This is a genomic window from Nannocystis sp., from assembly GCF_016714285.1.
In the GTDB taxonomy this organism is placed as follows: Bacteria; Myxococcota_A; Polyangia; order Nannocystales; family Nannocystaceae; genus Nannocystis.
Genome location: NZ_JADJNN010000017.1, coordinates 13,142 through 31,449 on the forward strand (window position 1 = coordinate 13,142; position 18,308 = coordinate 31,449).

Below are 18,308 nucleotides of genomic sequence, written 5' to 3' on the forward strand. Positions count from 1 at the left end.
ACATCCACCATGCTCACGCACATTCGTCCGGCCCTCGTCCTGCTCGCCTGCTTCACCGTGTTGACGGGTGTGATATACCCGGTGCTCGTGACCGGGCTCGCTCGCTCAATCTTCCCGCACCAGGCCGGCGGCAGCCTGGTTGGTGGCGCGAATGGCGAGCTCGTCGGCTCGGAGCTGCTCGGCCAGACATTCGCCGAGGCCCGTTATTTCGCGGGCCGTCCGTCGGCCACGGGTCCCGCGCCTTACAATGGCGCCGCCTCCGGGGCCACCAACCAGGGCCCGCTCAATCCGGCCCTGCACACCGCCGTGACCGAGCGGATCGCCGCGCTGCGGGCGGCCAACCCGGAGATGAAGGGCGAGATTCCTGCCGATCTGGCGACCGCGTCGGGCTCGGGGCTCGACCCGCACATCAGCCCGGAGGCGGCCCGCTTCCAGGCCCCGCGGGTCGCCGCGGCGCGCGGCTGGACGACCGAGCGGGTGCTCGTGCGGGTCGAGATGCATGTCGAGCCGCGGACCTTCGGCATCCTCGGGGAGCCGCGGGTCAACGTGCTGCGACTGAATCAGGACCTTGATGCGCAGCGCTGACGAGCTCGCCCGTCCGGACCCCGAGGCTCTGCTCGCGGTGGCGGCGCGCGCCGACGAGGGGCGCGGGCAGCTCAAGATCTTCTTTGGTGCGGCGCCTGGCGTGGGCAAGACCTTCGCCATGCTCGAGGCGGCCCGCCGGGCCCAGGCCGAGGGCCTCGACGTGGTCGTCGGGGTGGTCGAGACCCACGGTCGCGACGAGACGGGCGCGCTGCTCGCGGGCCTGCCGGCGCTGCCGCTGCGTCAGCTCTCGCACCGCGGCGTCGGATTGCAGGAGTTCGACCTCGACGCTGCGCTGAAGCGCCGTCCGGGGCTGCTGCTGATCGACGAACTGGCGCACACCAACGCTCCGGGCTCGCGCCACCCGAAGCGCTGGCAGGACGTGTTCGAGCTGCTCGCAGCCGGCATTAGCGTGCACACGACGCTCAACGTGCAGCACCTCGAGTCGCTCAATGACGTCGTCGCGCAGATCACCTGGATCCGCGTGCGTGAGACGATCCCCGACGCGGTCTTCGATCGAGCCGACGAGGTCGAGCTGGTCGACCTCCCGCCCGACGCCCTGCTCGAGCGCTTGCGCGAGGGTCGCGTGTATCTCCCCGAGCAGGCCCGGCAGGCCGCGCACGCCTTCTTTCGCAAGGGCAACCTCCTCGCATTGCGCGAGCTGGCGCTGCGGCGCATGGCCCAGCGGGTCGACAGCGACGTGCAGGCCTATCGCCGCGAGCATGGCATCGCGACGATGTGGCCGGCGGGGGAGCGGCTGCTGGTCTGCGTCGGCCCGAGCCCCAGCGGAGCCAGGCTGGTCCGCGCGGCCGCCCGCATCGCCGCGAGTCTGCGCACCGAATGGATCGCCGTGAACGTCGAGACTCCGGCGCTTGCGCTCGCGGGCGCGGCCGAGCGCGACCAGCTCGCCGGCTCGCTGCGACTCGCCGAGTCGCTCGGGGCCGAGGTCCTCGTTCTCGTGGACGAGGCCGTGGCCGACGCGTTGATCCGCCTCGCGCGTGAGCGCAACGTCACCCGCATCGTCGTCGGCAAGCCGGCACGCAGGCGCTGGCGCGATCAACTGCGCCGATCGCTGCTGCGTGAGCTCGTGCGCGGCAGCGACGGCATCGACATCCACGTCATCACCGGCGATCGAGAGGCCCCGGCGAAGCCGCCCGGGCGCCCGGGCTCCGAATATTCTCCGGCAGCACATTATCTGTGGTGTATCGCCCTGGTCGCAGCGCTGACGGCGGTGGATTCGTTGCTGTTCCCATATGTCGATCGCTCGGACCTGATCATGCAATATATCGTCGGCATCATGCTGGCCGCGGTCCGCTTCGGGCCTGGCCCGGCGACGATGACCGCCCTGCTCAGCGTCGCGGCCTTCGACTTCTTCTATGTCCCGCCCTACTACACCTTCGCCGTCAGCGACGGGAAGTATGTGCTCACATTCGCGGTCATGCTCGCGGTCGGCCTGCTGATCTCGACCTTGACCGCGCGGATCCGGATGCAGGTCGAGGCGGCCCGGGTGCGGGAGCGTCGGACCGCCGCGCTCTACTCGCTCAGCCGCGAGCTCGCGCAGCTGCGGCACAAGGTCAGCATCGCCACCTGCGCCGCCCGCCACATCGGCGAGACGCTCGGGGCCCGCGTCGCTGTCCTCCTCGTCGACGAGCGCGGCCAGCTCGTGCCGGTCCAGGGCACCGATGCCGAGCTGGTCGCGGACCCCCGCGAACTCAGCGTCGCTCGCTGGGCCTTCGAGCACGGACCCGCCGGTCGCGACACTGATACGCTGCCTGGCGCAGCGGCGACCCACCTGCCCCTGGTCGCCGCCGGGCGCACGATCGGTGTCCTGTCGGTCGAGCCTGGCAAGCGCCCTCGCGACACCGCCGCCGCTCAGCTGCTCGAGACGCTCGGCAGCCAGACCGCGCTCGCCTTGCATCGCGTCCTGCTGGCTCAGGAGGCCCAGGCCGCCGAGCTGCGCGCACGGGCAGAGGAGCTGCGCAGCTCGCTGCTCAGCTCGGTGTCGCACGACCTACGCACGCCGCTGGCGACGATCACCGGGGCCGCCACGACGCTGCTCGAGGGCGGGCCGGAGCTGCCGCGGGAGGTGCATCGCGACCTCGCGGACGCGATCCGCGAGGAGGCGGAGCGCCTGGCGCGGCTGGTCGGGAACCTGCTCGACATGTCACGCCTCGAGTCGGGCGAGCTGGTGCTCGCGCGCGAGTGGACCCCGATCGACGAGCCGATCGGCGCGGCGCTCGGCCGTCTCGAGGGGCGCCTGGCCGGACGTGCCGTTGACGTTCAGATCGAGCCCGGTCTCCCGCTGGTCGCGCTCGACGCAGTGCTGATGGAACAGATGCTCACGAACCTGCTCGAGAACGTCACGAAATATACGCCGCCGGGTACGCCGATCACGGTCCAGGCGGCGCGCGAGGGTGAGTCGATCGTGCTCGAGATCCTGGATCGCGGCCCGGGGATCGCGGACGACGCGTTGCCGCGGATCTTCGACAAGTTCGTGCGTGCTGGCGGTCCGCCGGGGACACAGGGTGTGGGTCTCGGCCTGGCGATCTGCCGGGCCGTCGCCGAGGCCCACGGCGGGAACATCACGGCCGGCAAGCGCCCCGGGGGCGGCGCAGTGTTTCGTGTGACCTTGCCGATCGGCGGCGTGGCCCCACCGATACCCGCGGAGGAGGAATCCGAATGACCGAACACAGTCCGCTGATCTTGCTGGTCGAGGATGAGCCGCAGCTGCGACGCTTTCTTCGTCCGATGCTGCGGGCCCAGAACTACCGCCTCGTCGAGGCGGAGACCGCCCGCGAAGGGGTGGCGCTCGCCCACTCGCACAATCCGGACGTCATCCTCCTCGATCTCGGTCTCCCCGACGGCGACGGCGTCGAGGTCACGCGCCAGATCCGTGTGTGGTCGCCGGTGCCGATCATCGTCATCTCCGCGCGCGGCAAGGAGCAGGACAAGGTCGGGGCCCTGGACGCGGGCGCCGACGATTACCTCATCAAGCCCTTCGGCTCCGCGGAGCTGCTCGCGCGCCTGCGCGTCGCCCTGCGCCACGCGGCCCGCGGATCGCTCGCCACGCCGGATGCGATCCATACTTTCGGCGACGTGCGCGTCGACCTCGGGCGCCGCACCGTGCATCGCGGCGAGGTCGAGGTGCACCTGACCCCGCACGAATACAAGCTGCTCGTCACGCTGATTCACAACGTCGGCAAGGTGGTGACGCATCGTCAGCTCCTCCGCGAGGTGTGGGGCCCGGGCGCGCAGGAGAACCACTATCTCCGGGTGTACATGGGCCAGCTGCGTCAGAAGCTCGAGGAGGACCCGGCCCGCCCGCGCTGGCTGGCGACCGACGCCGGGGTGGGTTACCGCCTGCGCGACGAGCCGGCCCGCTGAGGCCGGCTCGCCGAGGCTTTGGCCGTCAGTTGCGCATCCGCGGCAATCGGCGCTCGAAGTAGCCGATGAAGTTGAAGATGATCGTGTGCTGATCGTGCGCGAGGTTCGGGGCGTCGTCCGTGATCTGGTCGCCGCGATACCAGAAGCCCTTGCTGGCCGTCGAGCGGTCGTAGCGGTATTCGACGCGGAACAGCAGCCCTTCGAACAGGCGAAAGTCGTTGGTGTAGGTGGCGCCGTACATCCAATTATCGCGGTCCGGCGCGCCGTAGATCCGCCCGTTGCGGTCCCAGAAGAACTCGGGGCGGCCGGCCATGAACCACTTGAAGTTCTTGCGCTCCAGCACCTCGCCGCGCACCGACACCATCCCGTTGGCCCACTGCGCCACCGGGCTGTCGGTCTTGAAGGTCAGCTTCTCGCGGCCATAGTCGCCGACCGCGGCGATGCTCCACTTATCGGCGATGTAGACGATCTGGCTGTCGAGCAGCAGGCGCCACGCATCGGGCTTGATGCTCACGTCCTCGGGGCCTGCGTACACGTTCTGCACGAGCGTGAGGCGCTTGGTCGGCATGACGACCAGGTTCAGGAGGCCGACGGGCGCCTTGTTGGCGTCGCCCATCAGACCGTACGAGTTGGCCAGCCACAGGCCGATGCCGGCCTTGTCACCGAGCGGCTGATACACGCGCGCCCCCATCAGATAAAACGGCACCGACGAGTAGCCCCAGGTGATCGATGAGTGCCAGTTGTCCTTGGCCCAGAAGCTGCCAAAGTGCGTCGGCGCCAGCATCAAGCCCGCCGCGAGCTCCGTGCCGCGCTTGAGCTTGACGCCGGCGTTGGCGCGGCCGATGTGCTTGAACACCTCGACACCGGCGTAGCGCCCAGCTGTCCCGCCCGCGACCGGCTCCGAGGCGTACAGCGCGTCGGCGGCCGGGCCCGCCTGCAGCGCCAGCTCGAACATCCACGGCGACTTGATGGGATCCCGGCGGACATAGCCGACGACGAGGTTCGGGCTAAATTCACCCGTCCTCGGCGTATTTGGGGTCCCGCGAAAGATGTGGTTGTCGGGGAGATTGCTGTTGACGACATACTGCGTATCGACGAATCCGCCGACCACCCACGGCGTGACCGCGTCCTCCTCGTCGGGCGTCAACGCGGCGGGTGCTGGGGCTGCCGCACCCGCCGCGGGGGCCGCCGGGGCCGCTGCAGCGGGCGAGGCTGGTGCGGGCACATCCTGGACGATGCGAGCGAACGGAGTGGCGAGCGCCGGTGCTGGCAGCGCGATGAGCGGAAGACCGAGGGCCCAACAGTAGCGCGACCATGAGCAGAATGTGCGGTGCATGACGGGCTGCATCCTGGCAGGACGGCCCTCAAGATCTCGTCAATTTGCGAGTAATGTGCATCCGCGAGCGGACGCTGATCTTTCGCGCTCATGGCCCGGTCTTGACGATTCCTTGATCTCATTTCTGGCAGGTTGTCAGGCCCATGGATGATCGCCGTCCGGATCCCGATCGGCTGCTCGCGCGGGTCGTCGCCGACGAGGCGGAGCAGCGGCGCGGCAAGCTCAAGGTGTTCCTCGGCGCCGCTCCTGGCGTCGGCAAGACCTACGCGATGCTGAACGCCGCCCGCGAGCTCCGCAAGCAGGGCGTGGATATCGTCGTGGGGGTCGTCGAGACCCACGGCCGCAAGGAGACCGAGGCGCTGCTGGCCGGGCTCGAGGTGCTGCCGCGCCAGCGCATCGAATACCGGGAGCGGGCCCGCGAGGAGATGGACCTCGACGCGCTGCTGCGCCGGCGCCCGGCGCTCGCGCTCGTCGACGAGCTGGCCCACAGCAACGTGCCGGGGGCGCGCCACGAGCGTCGCTATCAGGACATCGAAGAGTTGCTCGACGCGGGGATCGACGTCTTCACGACGATCAACGTCCAGCACCTCGAGAGCCTCAACGACGTCGTCGAACAGATCACCCACGTCCGCGTCCGCGAGACCGTCCCTGACGCCTTTCTCGACCGTCTGCAGGACATCGTGCTCATTGACCTGCCGCCGCGCGAGCTCATCGAGCGCCTGCGCCAGGGCAAGGTGTACATGCAGGAGCGGGCGCAGGCGGCCCTCGATCGCTTCTTCTCCCCGACCAACCTGGCGGCGCTGCGCGAGCTGGCGATGCAGACCGCGGCGAACCTCGTCGATGCCGATCTCCGTGACGACCTCGCGGCGAACAGCGCGGCGGGTGGCGCCAGCTTGCGTCGACGCGTCCTGGTGGCCGTCGACGGGCACGAGTACACCGAGTACTTGATCCGTGTCGCCCGCCGCTTCGCGGAGCGGCGTCAGGCGCCGTGGACGGTCGTCCATGTCGACACCGGGGACCGCTCGCGCACCGATGGCGACAAGCTGCAGGCGGCGCTGCAGCTCGCGCAGCGGCTGGGGGGCAGCACGGTGCTCCTGCGCGGGTCCAGCGTCGCTGATGAGCTGCTCAGCTACGCCGGACGTCACGGCGTATCGTCGATCATCATCGGGCGCACGCGCGAGCGCCCGCTCGCGCGCGCGTTCAATCGAACGATCACGCAGCAGCTGCTCAATCGGGGCGCACGCTTCGAGCTGACGATCGTGAACACGCCGCTCGCCCGCATCGGTTCGCGTCGCCGCCTCGCCGGCGAGCTCCAGTGGCCCGAGCGCCTCCACGAGTACGGGCTGGCCACCGCGGTCTCGGCGGTCGCGGTCGTCCTCTGCGCCGGTCTCGAGCGGTGGTTGCCGCTGGCGAGCCTGGCCCTGGTGTTCCTCTGCGCCGTGCTCCTCGTGGCCGTCTCGTCCCGCACCAGCGTCTCCATCTATACCGCCCTGCTGTGCTTCCTGGCCTATAACTTCTTCTTCACCGAGCCGCGCCTCTCGCTGCGTATCACCAGCGCCGCCGACGTCGTCCCCGTGATGGCGTTCCTCGCCGCCGCGCTGGTATGCGGCCAGCTCGCGGCCCGGCAACACGCGCAGGTCGTGATGCTGCGCGCGGCCAACGAGCACGCCCGGGTCCTGCTGGCCCTGGGCGAGCGCCTGGCGGGTGCGGTCGACGAGGCCCAGGTGTTCCAGGCCGGCTGCGAGGCGCACGCGACGGCCCTGGAATGCGCCGTCGTCATGCTCCGCCGTGACAGTGACGATGGCTCGCTGCGCAGGGTCTGTGCCGTCCCGGCCGAGGTCCAGCTCGACGCCCGGGACATGGCCACGGCGGACTGGGCCACGGCGAACGCCCGCCCGGCGGGGCGCGACACCGAGACAGTTGCGAGCTCGGTGTGGTGGTTCTTGCCGCTGGTGGTCAAGGGCGGCTGTCTCGGCGCGGTGGCCCTGCGGTTTTCGTCGGCACGCGGGCGCATCCGTGACGAGCAGCGGCGGCTGGCCGAGGCGATCGTCCAGCAGATGGCGCTCGCCGCCGACCGGGCCGCCCTGGCCGCGAACTTGGAGTCGGCGCGGGTCGAGGGGGAGACCGAACAGCTGCGCACGGCCCTGCTCGCGTCCGTGGCGGATGGCCTCGGCTCCCCGCTCGCGGCGACGGTCGCCGCTGCCGCGAGCCTGGCGAGCAGCGACGCGACGATGAGCGAGGAGACCCGGCGTGGGCTCGTGGACATCGTTCGTCGCGAGGGTGAGCGCCTCGATCGCTATGTCCAGAATCTGCTGGACATGACGCGCCTCGGCGCCGGACCGATCAAATTGCGGCGGGACTGGGTCGGGCTCGCGGAGATCCTGGACTCGGCGCTCTCGGGCCTCCGCAAGCTGTTCCCCCGACTCGAGGTGAGCGTCGACATGGAACCCGACCTGCCACCATTGTTCGTCCACGGGGCGTTGATCGAGCAGGCGCTGTTCAACATCCTCGAGAATGCGGCCAGATTCTCGCCGCCGGGCGCCGCCGTGGCCGTGACGGCCCGCCGCGACGGCGGAAGTACGCTCGTCCTCGACATTCAGGATCGGGGTCCGGGGATCGCCGAGGAAGAGCGGCGGCGGCTGTTCGGGAAGGCGCAGGGCAGGGGCGATGCTTCGCGGAGTACGGGGCTCGGCCTGGCGATCGTGCGTGGCATGATCGGCGCTCACGGTGGCAGGGTCGAGGCGTTCGCAGGGGATGCTGGCGTCGGTACGACGATCCGCGTGACCCTGCCGCTCGCCGAGCATGAAGCTGCGAAGACCTGAGCGGCATAAGATCCTGGGCAGCGAGTTCGCCGGCGTGGTCGCGGCCGTTGGCGAGGCCACGCGCTACGTCGAGACCGGGGAGAAGACGGGCAATGTGGTGATCACGGTGGTCTGACCGGTCACGTTGCGCGTCGGACGCCGAGTCATTTCGCGCACTTCACCCCGAGCGCGCCCCGAGTTCGTCGAAGTGGGCGACGCGGTCGCGGGCGGCCCCGTTGCTTCGCGGGCCCAGATCTATGATCCTCGCGATCGCGTGCGGGATGACAGCGAAGCGCGGGATGACTCGGTGACGCGCGTCGACAGCGGGCTCAACGGCCCGTCGTCCCCGGCCAGGACCGACGAGCCGGCGGCCGGCCCAGGGGAGTTGTTCTCCGTGCTGCTGCGCGCCCGCCTCGGCAGCGGCGCGCAGACCCGGCTCGGACGCTACGTCCTGCTCCGGATCCTCGGCGAGGGCGGCATGGGCGTCGTCTTCTCGGCGTACGACGAGGAGCTCGATCGCCGGGTCGCGATCAAGGTGCTGAGTGTACCGGCCACTGGCGGCACCACCGGTCGCGCTCGCATCCGGCGCGAGGCCCAGGCGCTGGCCAAGCTGTCGCACCCAAACATCGTCCAGATCTACGAGGTCGGCGAGGAGGCCGGCCAGATCTATCTGGTGATGGAGCTGATCGACGGCGATAACCTCCGGGTCTGGCAGCAGGCGGCGTCGCGGAGCTGGCGCGAGATCCTCGCCCGCTGGACCGAGGCCGGCCGGGGCCTCGCGGCCGCCCACAAGGCCGGCCTCATCCACCGCGACCTCAAGCCCGACAACGCGATCCTGGGCCGCGACGGGCGCGTGCGGGTCGTCGATTTCGGCCTCGCTCGCAGCGGCGATCTGGCCGAGCTCACGCCGAGCGCCGGCGAGGCCCACCGCGAAGGGACGACCCTCACTGTCGCCGGTACCATGCTCGGGACGCCAGCCTACATGGCGCCCGAGCAGCACCTCCGCCTGCAGGTCGACCACCGCGCCGATATCTTCGCCTTCTGCGTGGCGCTGCACGAGGGCCTGTATGGCGAGCGCCCATTCGTCGGGCAGGGCACGATGCTGGCGGTCGCCGTCGCCAGCGGCCACGTGCGCGAGCCCCCGCGCGGCTCGAAGGTTCCGCAGTGGCTCCGCCGGGTGGTCCGCCGCGGCCTGCGAGCGGACCTCGCTGAGCGCTGGCAGGACATGGACACGCTGCTCGCGGCCCTCGCCGACGACCCGGTCGTGCGCTGGCGGCGGATCGCGGGGATCAGCGCGCTGGTCGTCGGCGCGGCCGCAGTCGGCAACCTCATGGGCGTCGATGTCCGCGAGGAGCCCCCCGCGTGCAGCGAGGCCGGCGCGGCGATCACCGCGGTGTGGAACGACGAGCGGGCGCGGACGATCGGCGCGGCCCTCGCGACCACGGGCCTGCCGCACGCCGCCGCCACCTGGGCCCGTGCGCGCGCCACGATCGACGCGCAGGCCGAACAGTGGCAGGCCGCGAGCGTCGCCGCCTGCGAGGACACGCATGTCCACCAGCGGCAGTCCGCGGCGCTGCTCGCAGGTCGTCTCGCGTGCCTGCACGAGCGTGAGCGCGAGCTCGCGGCGCTGCTCACCTCGCTGCCGGCTGGCGGTGCCGCGGCCGTTGACCACGTGATCGAGGCGAGCGCCAGCCTGACGCCGATCGCCCGGTGCAGCGCCGAGGCTGTGCTGCGCGATCGGGTCGAGCCGCCCGGTGACCCCGCCCTCGCGGCCGTGGTCGAGGAAGTGCGCGACGAGCTCGCCCGCATCGAGGCCACCAGCGACGCCGGGCGGCCGGGCGAGGTGATCGCGGCCGCGGACGCGGTGACCGCCCGCGCCGGGACGCTCGGATACCTGCCGATCGAGGCGGAGGCCCAGCTGCGGCGCGGCCTCCTGCACGAGCTGAGCGCCGACAACAAGGTCGCCGAGGCGGCCCTGACGGCGGCCTGGTGGGCGGCCCTGGCGAGCGACCACGACGAGGTCGCGCTGCGGGCCGCGGGCTATCTCTCGCGGGTGATCGGCGCGCAGACCGAGCGTCACGCGGAGGCGATGGTGTGGGTCCAGAATGCTCACGCCGTCGCCCGCCGCCGCGGCCTGTCGCCGCGCGACGAGCTGGTCCGCCTGCGCAACCTCGGCTTCCTCGACGAGAGCGCCGGGCGCTACGCCGAGGCCAGCGCCCACCTCGCGGAGGCCCTGAGCATCGCGGAGGCCGAGTACGGGCCGCGATCGGCCGATGTGGGCAGCGTATGCGAGTCGCTGGGGCTCGTGCAGCGCCTGACTGGCGACTACCCGGCGGCCCTCACTCATGTCGACCGCGCCCTGGCGATCATGCGTGAGACCCACGGCGAGGAGCACCCCAAGCTCGCGTCGATCCTGCAGATCAAGGCGATGATCCTGTCCGAGATCGGCGCCCGGGACGACGCCGACGCGGCCACGCGCGAGGCGATCCGTCTGACCGAGCGGGCCTACGGCGGCGATAGCCCGCGCCTCGCCTTCATGCTCAACGACCTCGCCGTGACCACCTGTGAGCGCGGGGAGGTCCCCGAGGCCGAGGTGATGTACCGGCGGGCGCTGGCCCTGCGGATCGCCTCGCTCGGGCGTGAGCATATGCTGGTGACCACGTTGTTGTATAACCTCGGCATGTGCCTCGCAGGCGAGGCGACGCGTCGCGACGAGGCCCGCGCGCTCTACGAGGAGACCCTGGCGATCCGCGAGCGTCTGGTCGGTGCGGAGCACCCGAAGGTCGCCTTCCCGCTGCTCGGCCTCGGCGATCTGGCCGTCGACGAGGGGCGCCTCGACGAGGCCGAGCGGCTGTACCAGCGCGTCCTCCAGATCCGCGAGAAGAGCCTCGGCCCCGAGCACGCGCGGCTGTCCTTCCCGCTCGCCGGGCTCGCCAGGGTGGCCCTCGCTCGCGACCGTCCGCGGGACGCTGCGCCGCTGGCCGAGCGGGCGCTACGGCTGCGCCAGAAGGCGACGAGCCAGGCCCGCGAGCTCGCGGAGGACCGCTTCCTCGCGGCCCGCGCGATCGTCCACGAGCCAGACCAGGCCGCGCGCGCGCGGACCCTCGCCATCCAGGCCCGCGAGGGCTTCGCCGCCGCCGGCGCGGTCAAGGTCAAGGAATTGTCGGAGGTCGACGCCTGGCTGGCGAAGCACGCTGCGCCCTGATCGCCGCTACTTGCCGATGCAGAAGCGCGAGAAGATCGCGTCGAGCATCGTGGCGCCGATCGGGCCGAGGCCGGTGTGACCGGTGATCTCGCCGACGCGTTGTTGGGCCTGAGCCAGGGCGAATGCCACCAGTTCGAGGCCGGCGCTGGCCTGCAATTGCTCGCGGGCCTCGGCGAGGGCGAGTTTCGCCTCGTGGGCCCGGTCGCGGTGGCGGGCGAGGCCGATCCAGCCCTCGCCGGGCTCGCCGAGGGCGCCGGAGATCGCGGCGCGCAGGGGTTCGAGGGTGGCGGGGTCGATCGCAGATACGCCGAGCCAGGTCGGTCGCTGGCGGCCGAGGTCGGCCTTGTTCTCGACGGCGATCGTCGGGACCTCCGTGTCGGCGATCGCCTCGCGCTCGCGCTGCCAGTCCGGGCGCGTCGGCTGGTCCGAGCCCTCGATCCACAGGACCAGGTCGGCGCCGGCGAGCTGTTCGCGGCCGAGCTCGACGCCGGCGCGCTCGAGGATATCGTCGCTGGGTCGCAGGCCGGCGGTGTCGACGACCGTCAGCTCGCGGCCCGCGATCGTCAGCTCGGCCTCGACGAAGTCTCGCGTGGTGCCGGGTTGCGCGGAGACCAGGGCCCGGCGGCGGCCGAGCAGGGCGTTGAACAGCGCGCTCTTGCCGGCGTTGGGCGGGCCGGCCAGGACCACGCGGGGCTTCGCGCGCGCGCGTCGGCCGGCCTCGTAGCGCGCGAGCCAGCGCTCGAGCTCGGCCTGGAGGTGCTGGCATTCGTCGGCCCAGCGCAGCTCGTCGGCGGCGGCGACGTCCTCGGGGAAATCGAGGTTGGCCTCGACCTCGATGCGGAGCTGCTCGAGCGCGGCCCGGACGACCTCGACTTCGCGGCCGAGCTCGCCGGCGACCAGGCGTTTGGCTTGCGCGAGCGCGGCCTGGGTGCGCGCGCCGATCAGCGCGGCGATACCCTCGACCTGATCGAGGCTGAGTCGGCCGTGCTCGAAGGCGCGGCGCGAGAAGTCGCCGGGTCCGGCCGCGCTGGCCCCGGCGGCGAGCATCAACTCGAGCACGCTGGCGACGTTGCAGGCGCCGGCGTGGATGTGCAGCTCGACCACGTCCTCGCCGGTGAACGAGCGCGGGCCGGGCATCCACGCGACCAGGATCGCCTCGCCTGCGAGATTGCGCAGGCCGAGCACGCGGGGCGCGGGCAGGGCTCCGACCTGTGCCTCGGCGATCGCTCGCGCACGCGGGCCGCTGAGGCGAACGATCGCCACCCCGCCGTCGGGGCTGCCGGTGGCGATCCCGACGAGGGTGTCCGAGGCGACCACGCCGGTCCCGACCATGCCCGGGTGTATAGCCAATCTCGGCAGGGCACGGTGAGCCGGGTGATCGTATTTACATCGTGCTCATACGCACGCGAATCGCGGATGTCCGTGGAATTCAGCGAGTGACCAGGGCCAGGCCGGGTTCGTGGTAACTCGGGTGTCCGTGGGATTCAGCGAGCGACCAGGGGTGGCAGGGCCAGGCCGCGTTCGTGGTAGCTCGGCCCGGGCTGCTCGACGATCGCGCCGCCCAGGCACACGTCGTCGGCGTAGAACACCACCGATTGGCGGCGGGCCACGGCGCGCTGGGGGAGGTCGAAGCGGACCTGCAGCTGGCCGTCGCCGAGCTCGGTCACCGCGCAGTCCTGGTCGCTCTGGCGATATCGCAGCTTCATCTTGCAGCGAAAGCTGCCCGGCTGCGGCGGCGCGCCGCTGACCCAGCTGACCTCGCTGGCGATCAGCTCGTCGCAATAGAGCGCAGGGTGTCGCTCACCGCGCTCGACGTAAACGACCTGCCTGGACATATCCTTGCCGACCACGAACCACGGCTCTCCGGCGCCGCCCAGGCCGAGGCCCTTGCGCTGGCCGATCGTGTAGTACGCCGCGCCCTGGTGCTGGCCCACGGGTACGCCCGCGAGGGTCTGGAACTCGCCCGGCTGGGCCGCGATGTAGCGGCCGAGGAACTCCGGGAAGTCGCGCTCGCCGATGAAGCAGACGCCGGTGCTGTCCTTCTTGGCGTGGGTGGCGATTCCGTGGCGCTCGGCGATGGCCCGCACCTCACGCTTGGGCAGGTCGCCGATCGGGAACAGGACCTGGCGGAGGGTCGCTTTTCCGATTGTATAGAGAAAGTAGGTCTGGTCCTTGGCGGCGTCGACGGCCTTGATCAGTCGGTGTTCGCCCGCCCGCAGCTCATTGCGGCAGTAGTGGCCGGTCGCCAGGTAGTCGGCTCCGAGCTTCATCGCCAGGTCGAAGAACACGGCGAATTTGATCTCCCGATTGCACAGGATGTCGGGGTTCGGCGTATGGCCGGCCTTGTAGTCGGCGATGAACTCGACGAACACGCGGTCCCAGTACTCCTGGACGAAGTTCACGGCGTAGTAGGCGATCCCGATCTGCTCGCAGACTCGGGCCACATCGGCGTAGTCGGCCGCCGCGCTGCACACCCCGCTGTCGTCCTGCTCCTCCCAGTTCTTCATAAACAGGCCGATCACCCGGTAGCCCTGCTGGTGGAGCAGGAGCGCCGCGACGGAGGAGTCGACGCCGCCGGACATCCCGACCACGACGGTCTGCTGCTGCGGGGCCATGCGCGGGCGATCGTCGGGTGCCCGGGCGCATACGTCAAGCCGCGCGTGGGCCTTCAGTCGCAGGATGAGACGTTGATCGCGGCGCTGGCGCCCTCGCCGAGGGTGGCGAATTCATCGCCTGCGCCGAGCCAGGTGACGGCCTCGCCGAGCATCTCGTCGGCGACGGGCAGCTTGCATGGTTCGCCGGCCAGCGCCTCGGCGGCGGTCTGTTCCGGCTGCATGGGATAGTAGAACAGGCTCGAGTGGCTGCGCATGAGGATCGCCGTGCCGTCCGGGTGGATCGATCCGCCGGTGAAGCGATTGTCGCCCTTCGGCGGCTGGACCTCGCCGACCTGGGTGGCCATGAGGGTCTTGCCGGTGGTCAACTCGCGCGGCAGGGCGAAGATCTGGGCCGGGCCGTCCTCGACCTTGGTCACGATCGTGACCTCGCCGGTGACGGGGTGGACCAGCAGCACCTCGGCGTCGTGGGCTCCATCGCTGTAGGTGAAGACCAGGCGGTCGGCGGCGATCGACTGCTCACCGGCGACGATGGCGGTTGGTTCGCTCATGCGATACAGCGTGTAGGCCAGGCGCTCCAGCGCGTTGTCGCCGATGTCGGCGATATACAGGCAGCTGCCGGCGGGGCAGGGGCCGCGGTCCATATCCTCCCAGTCGATGTTCTGGGCGCCGGTCACCTTGAAGGTCCCGAGGTCGGCGCCGGTGCGCGAGACGGCGAAGAAGCGCGAGGAGTCGCCGGAGTCGTTGTGGGCGAACAGGACGTCGGGGAGCAGCGAGCTGGCGGTGATGCCGGAGGTCTCGACGAGCTCGGGGTTGGCGAGCGTGCCCTGACGCGTCGGCTCGCCGCACTTCGGGCAGGTCTCGGCGCCGCCGCAGGTCACGGCGAGGGTCGCGGCGAGCAGGCATGGCGCGAGGTGACGGGGTGCGAGCAGCGTGGGCATGGATCCTCAGGCCGCGAGCATACGCGCCAGGCTCGCGGTGAGGAATCGTGGCGAGGTCGGCCCGCGGCGCGCAGCGCGGGTCACTGCGGCGTGTCGCAGCTGGCCCAGTTGACGATCTGATCGTGCTCGGCCGAGCTGAGCTTGGGGCTGCCCGCTGGCGGCATCGACCCCGACTCGACCTCCGAGCGCGCCAGGTCGGCGTCGGCGACGGCGCTGTCGTAATTGTCGAAGTTGATGTCGCCCGGGGCCCCGACCCGACCGGCGCCCGTGAGGGCGGTGCTGTGGCAGCTGGTGCACTTGGCCCACGCCGTCATTTCAGCGTACTTCGGGACCGTGACCTGCTTGCAATCGACGTTGCTCGCGCCGCTGGTGCAGCCGAGCAGGAGGTGGGCGGTGGAGACAAGGACGATGATTCGCGGCAGGGATGGCATGATTCACCGAGTCTGGGTGGCTGGTCTGCGCGACGGCAGACCTCGCCCATGAGTGCCCGGTCGAGGACCTGCGTTACAGGTCCGCATCCATTTCGCGCGCGAGGATCGCGCCGGGACATGATGCGTCGACGAGGTCGCCGACGAGGCCCTGCGTGGCGCGGCCGACGGAGATTGTTCCGGGTCGGGCGGCGGCGGCCAACGCGGCGGCGGCCTCGACGACGGGGCCAGCGAGCTCGATGCCCGCGTAGAGCTCGCCGGTGTCGACGCCGATCGTGAGCATATGACCGCGGGCCTGCATCGCCGCCGCGAGGGTCCGCGCGCAGTGGACGGCACAGCCCGCGGACTCGAAGATGCCGCGGCGGGCGGCGGTATCGTCGGTGGTCAGCGGGACGCCGGAGTGCCGGGCGAGCTCACGACGATAGTGCTCCTCGAAGTCCTTCGTGGCCCGGGGCCGCGGGTCGTGCAGGCGCGCGACCATGACGGTGGCCGCGAGCGAGGTGCCGAGCACGGCGGTCGGGACGTGGGTCAGGAACTCGTGGATCGCCGTGAGCACCGATTCACTGTCGCCCGACCAGGGCACATGATCGGCGCCTGGCAGCTCGATCAGCCGGGCTCTGGGGATCTGCTCCGCGAGTCGTCGCGCCTCGGTGACTGGCCATATGGGATCTCCGACGCGGTGCACGAGCATGGTCGGCGCGTGGACCATCGCCGCGATCCCGCTGATGTCGATCGCGGCGGCCGCGGCGAGCAGATGTCCGGCGTCGGCCCGGCTGGTCGCGCGGCGCAGCAGGGTCGCCCACCAGCGTCGATAAGCGCGCTCGCTGGCGAGGCTGGCCGCGAGCTCGTCGACGAACAGCGGCGCCCCCCAGCGCTCCCGCACTGCGGTGAGCGCCCGGGCGAGCTGCGCCGGTGCGGCGGGGTCGTGCTCCGGCAGCATGCGTACGCCGCTGGCCAGCAGCACCAGCGCGCGGACGCGGGCGGGGTGCGTCGCGGCCAGCAGCGTCGCCGCGGCAGCGCCGTCGCCGATGCCGATCACGACCGGCTGGTCGAGCGAGGCCGCGTCGAGCACCGCGAGCGCGTCCTCGACGAGGAGCTCCAGCGTCGGCTTCGCGGTGCGCTGCGACAGCCCGCAGCCGCTGCGGTCGAACATGACGACGCGGGCCATCGCGGCCAGGCTGCGCAGGAACTTCGCGGGCGCGGGGTGTTGCCATATCTGTTCGATATCCGTGACCCACTCGCCGACGAGGAGGACGTCGACCGATCCGTTGCCGAACACCTGGAAGCCGAGCTCGGCCCCGCGGCGCTCGGCCCAGCGGGTCCGGGGTGGCGCGAGCGGGAGGTTCCAGGTGTTGCTGGCGCGGGCGAGCGGACGGGGCTGCGAGGCGAGCTCGTGCTCCATGCTGCGCTGGATGACGCCGGCGATGCGGGCGTACTCGGTGGCCCAGGCGCGCTCCGTGTCGCCACCCCACTCCGGATCGAGCTCGGCGAGGGTCGCCAGCAGGTTGCGGCCCATCGAGCCGAAGTGGCGGGTGCTGAGGCCGTAGTGCGCGTGGCGCCGTCCGAGCTCCTCGAGCAGCGGGACCAGCCGCTCGGGCCTTCGCAGGTTGTCGATGGCCAGTTTGAGCGCGGCCGTCAGCATGCGCTGCTGTTGCGCCGGGTCGGAGCGAAACAGCGGGCGCACGGAAGGGTCGTCGGCGAACCATAGCTCGTAGAAGCGAGTGGCGAGGCGGTCGCCGGTGCTGGCGACGCGGGCGAAGGATTCGCCGAGCAGCGCGACCTCGCGGTCGCTGTCGCCGTCCGCGCCGATGAAGGGCCGATAGAGGGCGGCCAGCGCCTCGAGGGTATCTCGCACCTCGGCGGCCGAGGCCGGGCGGGCCTCGGGTTCGCGGGCGACCAGGCGGTCGACGATCTCCGTCAGTGGTCGCGGCACCTGCGGCATGCGCCCGGCCAGGCCCGGCATCTCGCAGTCCATCGCCGTGCGTGCCAGCTCGTCGCCGACGAGGTGGGCGAAGGGCAGCTCGCCCGCCAGCAGCTCGTACAACACGACGCCGAGGCCGTAGAGGTCCGAGCGCTCGTCCGCCGGCTTGCCGCGCCAGCGCTCCGGCGCGAGGTACATCGGCGTGCCGATCACCGTGCCTGCGACGGTGAGGGGGCCGGTCTCGTCGGTCTCCTCGGCCGGGAGCCGCGGCACCGAGGTCGGTAGATTGCTCAGCAGGGTGATGTCGACGCTCAGCGGTGCGGGCAGCGTCGCGGGCAGCGGCGCATCGCCGGAGCGCGCGGCCACGAGGTCGGTGAGCTTGGCCATGCCGAAGTCGAGCAGCTTCACCTCGCCATCGGCGGTGACCATGATGTTGGCCGGCTTGATGTCGCGATGGAGCACGCGCGAGTGGTGGGCGGCGGCGAGGCCCCGGGCCAGGCCGACGCCGATCGAGAGCACGCGCTGCCACTCCATCGGCCGGGCCAGGCGGTCGAGGCGGCTGCCGGCGACGTACTCGGAGGCGAGGTAAGGGTGGCCGTCGATGTTGCCGACGCGATAGGCGGCGACGATGTTGGGGTGCTGCAGGCGGGCGACGGCGCGTGCCTCGAGCGGGAAGCGCTCACGCGCGGCCGGGTCCGACGCGTCCGGCGCCACGAACTTGATCGCCACCAGGCGGTCGAGCAGGGTGTCGCGCGCGAGATATACATAACCCATCCCGCCGGCGCCGAGGTAGCGCACGACCTCGAAGTCGTCGAAGGTGGTGGGTGGTTGCCAGCGCATTGGCCATTGGTGCCTCGGTGTGCCTACCATGGCCGCAGCGCGAGCTACCGCGCATAAGGTGCGGCCGGGCCACGTAGCGCCATTGGAGGACCCATGGATTTGCGACCCGGGAATAGTTCCGCGCGGCTTGATCTCGCCCGCGGGCCATGAAGGTGCCCGGAGCCCTCGGATAGTCCCGAGGGCCCCGGGCGGTTGGCCGGGTGTATATGGATAACCCGTCGGGTGAGAGCGATATGCCGGCGGTGGAATGCGGTGATC

The 18,308-nt window shown here is 71.1% G+C and carries 12 protein-coding genes; 6 read left to right on the forward strand and 6 right to left on the reverse strand.

All coding sequences use genetic code 11. The annotated features are described in order from the left end of the window. Positions 1 to 9: 9 nt before the first annotated feature. Genes kdpC through IPJ59_RS25880 form a run of 3 tightly spaced genes read left to right on the forward strand, consistent with a single transcriptional unit; the run spans position 10 to position 3,966 of the window. A complete protein-coding gene (gene kdpC, locus IPJ59_RS25870) occupies positions 10 to 585 on the forward strand; it encodes a potassium-transporting ATPase subunit KdpC (protein ID WP_293273740.1) in 576 nt (191 codons plus the stop codon). Then, positions 572 to 3,265, forward strand: a complete 2,694-nt coding sequence (locus IPJ59_RS25875; RefSeq protein ID WP_293273741.1) for a sensor histidine kinase — start codon at positions 572 to 574, stop codon at positions 3,263 to 3,265. The genes kdpC and IPJ59_RS25875 overlap by 14 nt, the downstream gene beginning before the upstream one ends. Further along, positions 3,262 to 3,966 (forward strand): response regulator, encoded by a 705-nt coding sequence (locus tag IPJ59_RS25880; protein ID WP_293273742.1) that lies wholly within the window; start codon positions 3,262 to 3,264, stop codon positions 3,964 to 3,966. Before IPJ59_RS25875 ends, IPJ59_RS25880 begins: the two co-directional genes overlap by 4 nt. 25 nt (positions 3,967 to 3,991) lie before the next feature. Here the strand turns inward: IPJ59_RS25880 and IPJ59_RS25885 are convergent, their stop codons facing one another. After that, on the reverse strand, positions 3,992 to 5,302 hold the full coding sequence (locus IPJ59_RS25885; protein ID WP_293273743.1) for an outer membrane beta-barrel protein: 1,311 nt from the start codon (positions 5,300 to 5,302) through the stop codon (positions 3,992 to 3,994). Positions 5,303 to 5,445: 143 nt separating this feature from the next. Between IPJ59_RS25885 and IPJ59_RS25890 the strand changes: the two genes are divergently transcribed. From IPJ59_RS25890 to IPJ59_RS25900, 3 genes are all read left to right on the forward strand, one after another. Further along, a complete protein-coding gene (locus tag IPJ59_RS25890) occupies positions 5,446 to 8,124 on the forward strand; it encodes a sensor histidine kinase (RefSeq protein WP_293273744.1) in 2,679 nt (892 codons plus the stop codon). Continuing rightward, entirely contained in the window at positions 8,105 to 8,239 is a 135-nt protein-coding gene (locus IPJ59_RS25895; protein WP_293252891.1) for a hypothetical protein, read from the forward strand. Before IPJ59_RS25890 ends, IPJ59_RS25895 begins: the two co-directional genes overlap by 20 nt. Positions 8,240 to 8,377: 138 nt before the next feature. After that, positions 8,378 to 11,308: a serine/threonine-protein kinase gene (locus IPJ59_RS25900; RefSeq protein WP_293273745.1), complete on the forward strand. Its 2,931-nt coding sequence runs from the start codon at positions 8,378 to 8,380 to the stop codon at positions 11,306 to 11,308. 6 nt (positions 11,309 to 11,314) lie between these two features. Here IPJ59_RS25900 and IPJ59_RS25905 read toward each other — a convergent pair whose 3' ends face one another. The 5 genes from IPJ59_RS25905 to IPJ59_RS25925 all read right to left on the reverse strand — a co-directional run bounded on the left by IPJ59_RS25905 (position 11,315) and on the right by IPJ59_RS25925 (position 18,050). Continuing rightward, the gene (locus tag IPJ59_RS25905; protein ID WP_293273746.1) at positions 11,315 to 12,640 is read right to left on the reverse strand and encodes a tRNA modification GTPase; all 1,326 of its coding nucleotides are present in this window, start codon (positions 12,638 to 12,640) and stop codon (positions 11,315 to 11,317) included. A 152-nt stretch (positions 12,641 to 12,792) separates the two neighbouring features. Then, a complete protein-coding gene (gene mnmA / locus IPJ59_RS25910) occupies positions 12,793 to 13,923 on the reverse strand; it encodes a tRNA 2-thiouridine(34) synthase MnmA (protein ID WP_293273747.1) in 1,131 nt (376 codons plus the stop codon). Between the two features lie 53 nt (positions 13,924 to 13,976). Further along, entirely contained in the window at positions 13,977 to 14,861 is an 885-nt protein-coding gene (locus IPJ59_RS25915; RefSeq protein WP_293252903.1) for a hypothetical protein, read from the reverse strand. A gap of 80 nt (positions 14,862 to 14,941) precedes the next feature. Next, entirely contained in the window at positions 14,942 to 15,292 is a 351-nt protein-coding gene (locus tag IPJ59_RS25920) for a hypothetical protein (protein ID WP_293252905.1), read from the reverse strand. A gap of 73 nt (positions 15,293 to 15,365) precedes the next feature. Beyond that, positions 15,366 to 18,050 (reverse strand): alpha/beta fold hydrolase, encoded by a 2,685-nt coding sequence (locus IPJ59_RS25925; protein WP_293273748.1) that lies wholly within the window; start codon positions 18,048 to 18,050, stop codon positions 15,366 to 15,368. Positions 18,051 to 18,308 lie beyond the last annotated feature (258 nt).

What these genes read in the sequence shown, in the direction of transcription:
- kdpC (WP_293273740.1), top strand. Translation starts at nt 10, where the DNA reads ATGCTCACGCACATTCGTCCGGCCCTCGTCCTGCTCGCCTGCTTCACC.
- IPJ59_RS25875 (WP_293273741.1), top strand. Translation starts at nt 572, where the DNA reads ATGCGCAGCGCTGACGAGCTCGCCCGTCCGGACCCCGAGGCTCTGCTC.
- IPJ59_RS25880 (WP_293273742.1), top strand. Translation starts at nt 3,262, where the DNA reads ATGACCGAACACAGTCCGCTGATCTTGCTGGTCGAGGATGAGCCGCAG.
- IPJ59_RS25885 (WP_293273743.1), bottom strand. Translation starts at nt 5,302, where the DNA reads ATGCACCGCACATTCTGCTCATGGTCGCGCTACTGTTGGGCCCTCGGT.
- IPJ59_RS25890 (WP_293273744.1), top strand. Translation starts at nt 5,446, where the DNA reads ATGGATGATCGCCGTCCGGATCCCGATCGGCTGCTCGCGCGGGTCGTC.
- IPJ59_RS25895 (WP_293252891.1), top strand. Translation starts at nt 8,105, where the DNA reads ATGAAGCTGCGAAGACCTGAGCGGCATAAGATCCTGGGCAGCGAGTTC.
- IPJ59_RS25905 (WP_293273746.1), bottom strand. Translation starts at nt 12,640, where the DNA reads ATGGTCGGGACCGGCGTGGTCGCCTCGGACACCCTCGTCGGGATCGCC.
- mnmA (WP_293273747.1), bottom strand. Translation starts at nt 13,923, where the DNA reads ATGGCCCCGCAGCAGCAGACCGTCGTGGTCGGGATGTCCGGCGGCGTC.
- IPJ59_RS25915 (WP_293252903.1), bottom strand. Translation starts at nt 14,861, where the DNA reads ATGCCCACGCTGCTCGCACCCCGTCACCTCGCGCCATGCCTGCTCGCC.
- IPJ59_RS25920 (WP_293252905.1), bottom strand. Translation starts at nt 15,292, where the DNA reads ATGCCATCCCTGCCGCGAATCATCGTCCTTGTCTCCACCGCCCACCTC.
- IPJ59_RS25925 (WP_293273748.1), bottom strand. Translation starts at nt 18,050, where the DNA reads ATGCGCTGGCAACCACCCACCACCTTCGACGACTTCGAGGTCGTGCGC.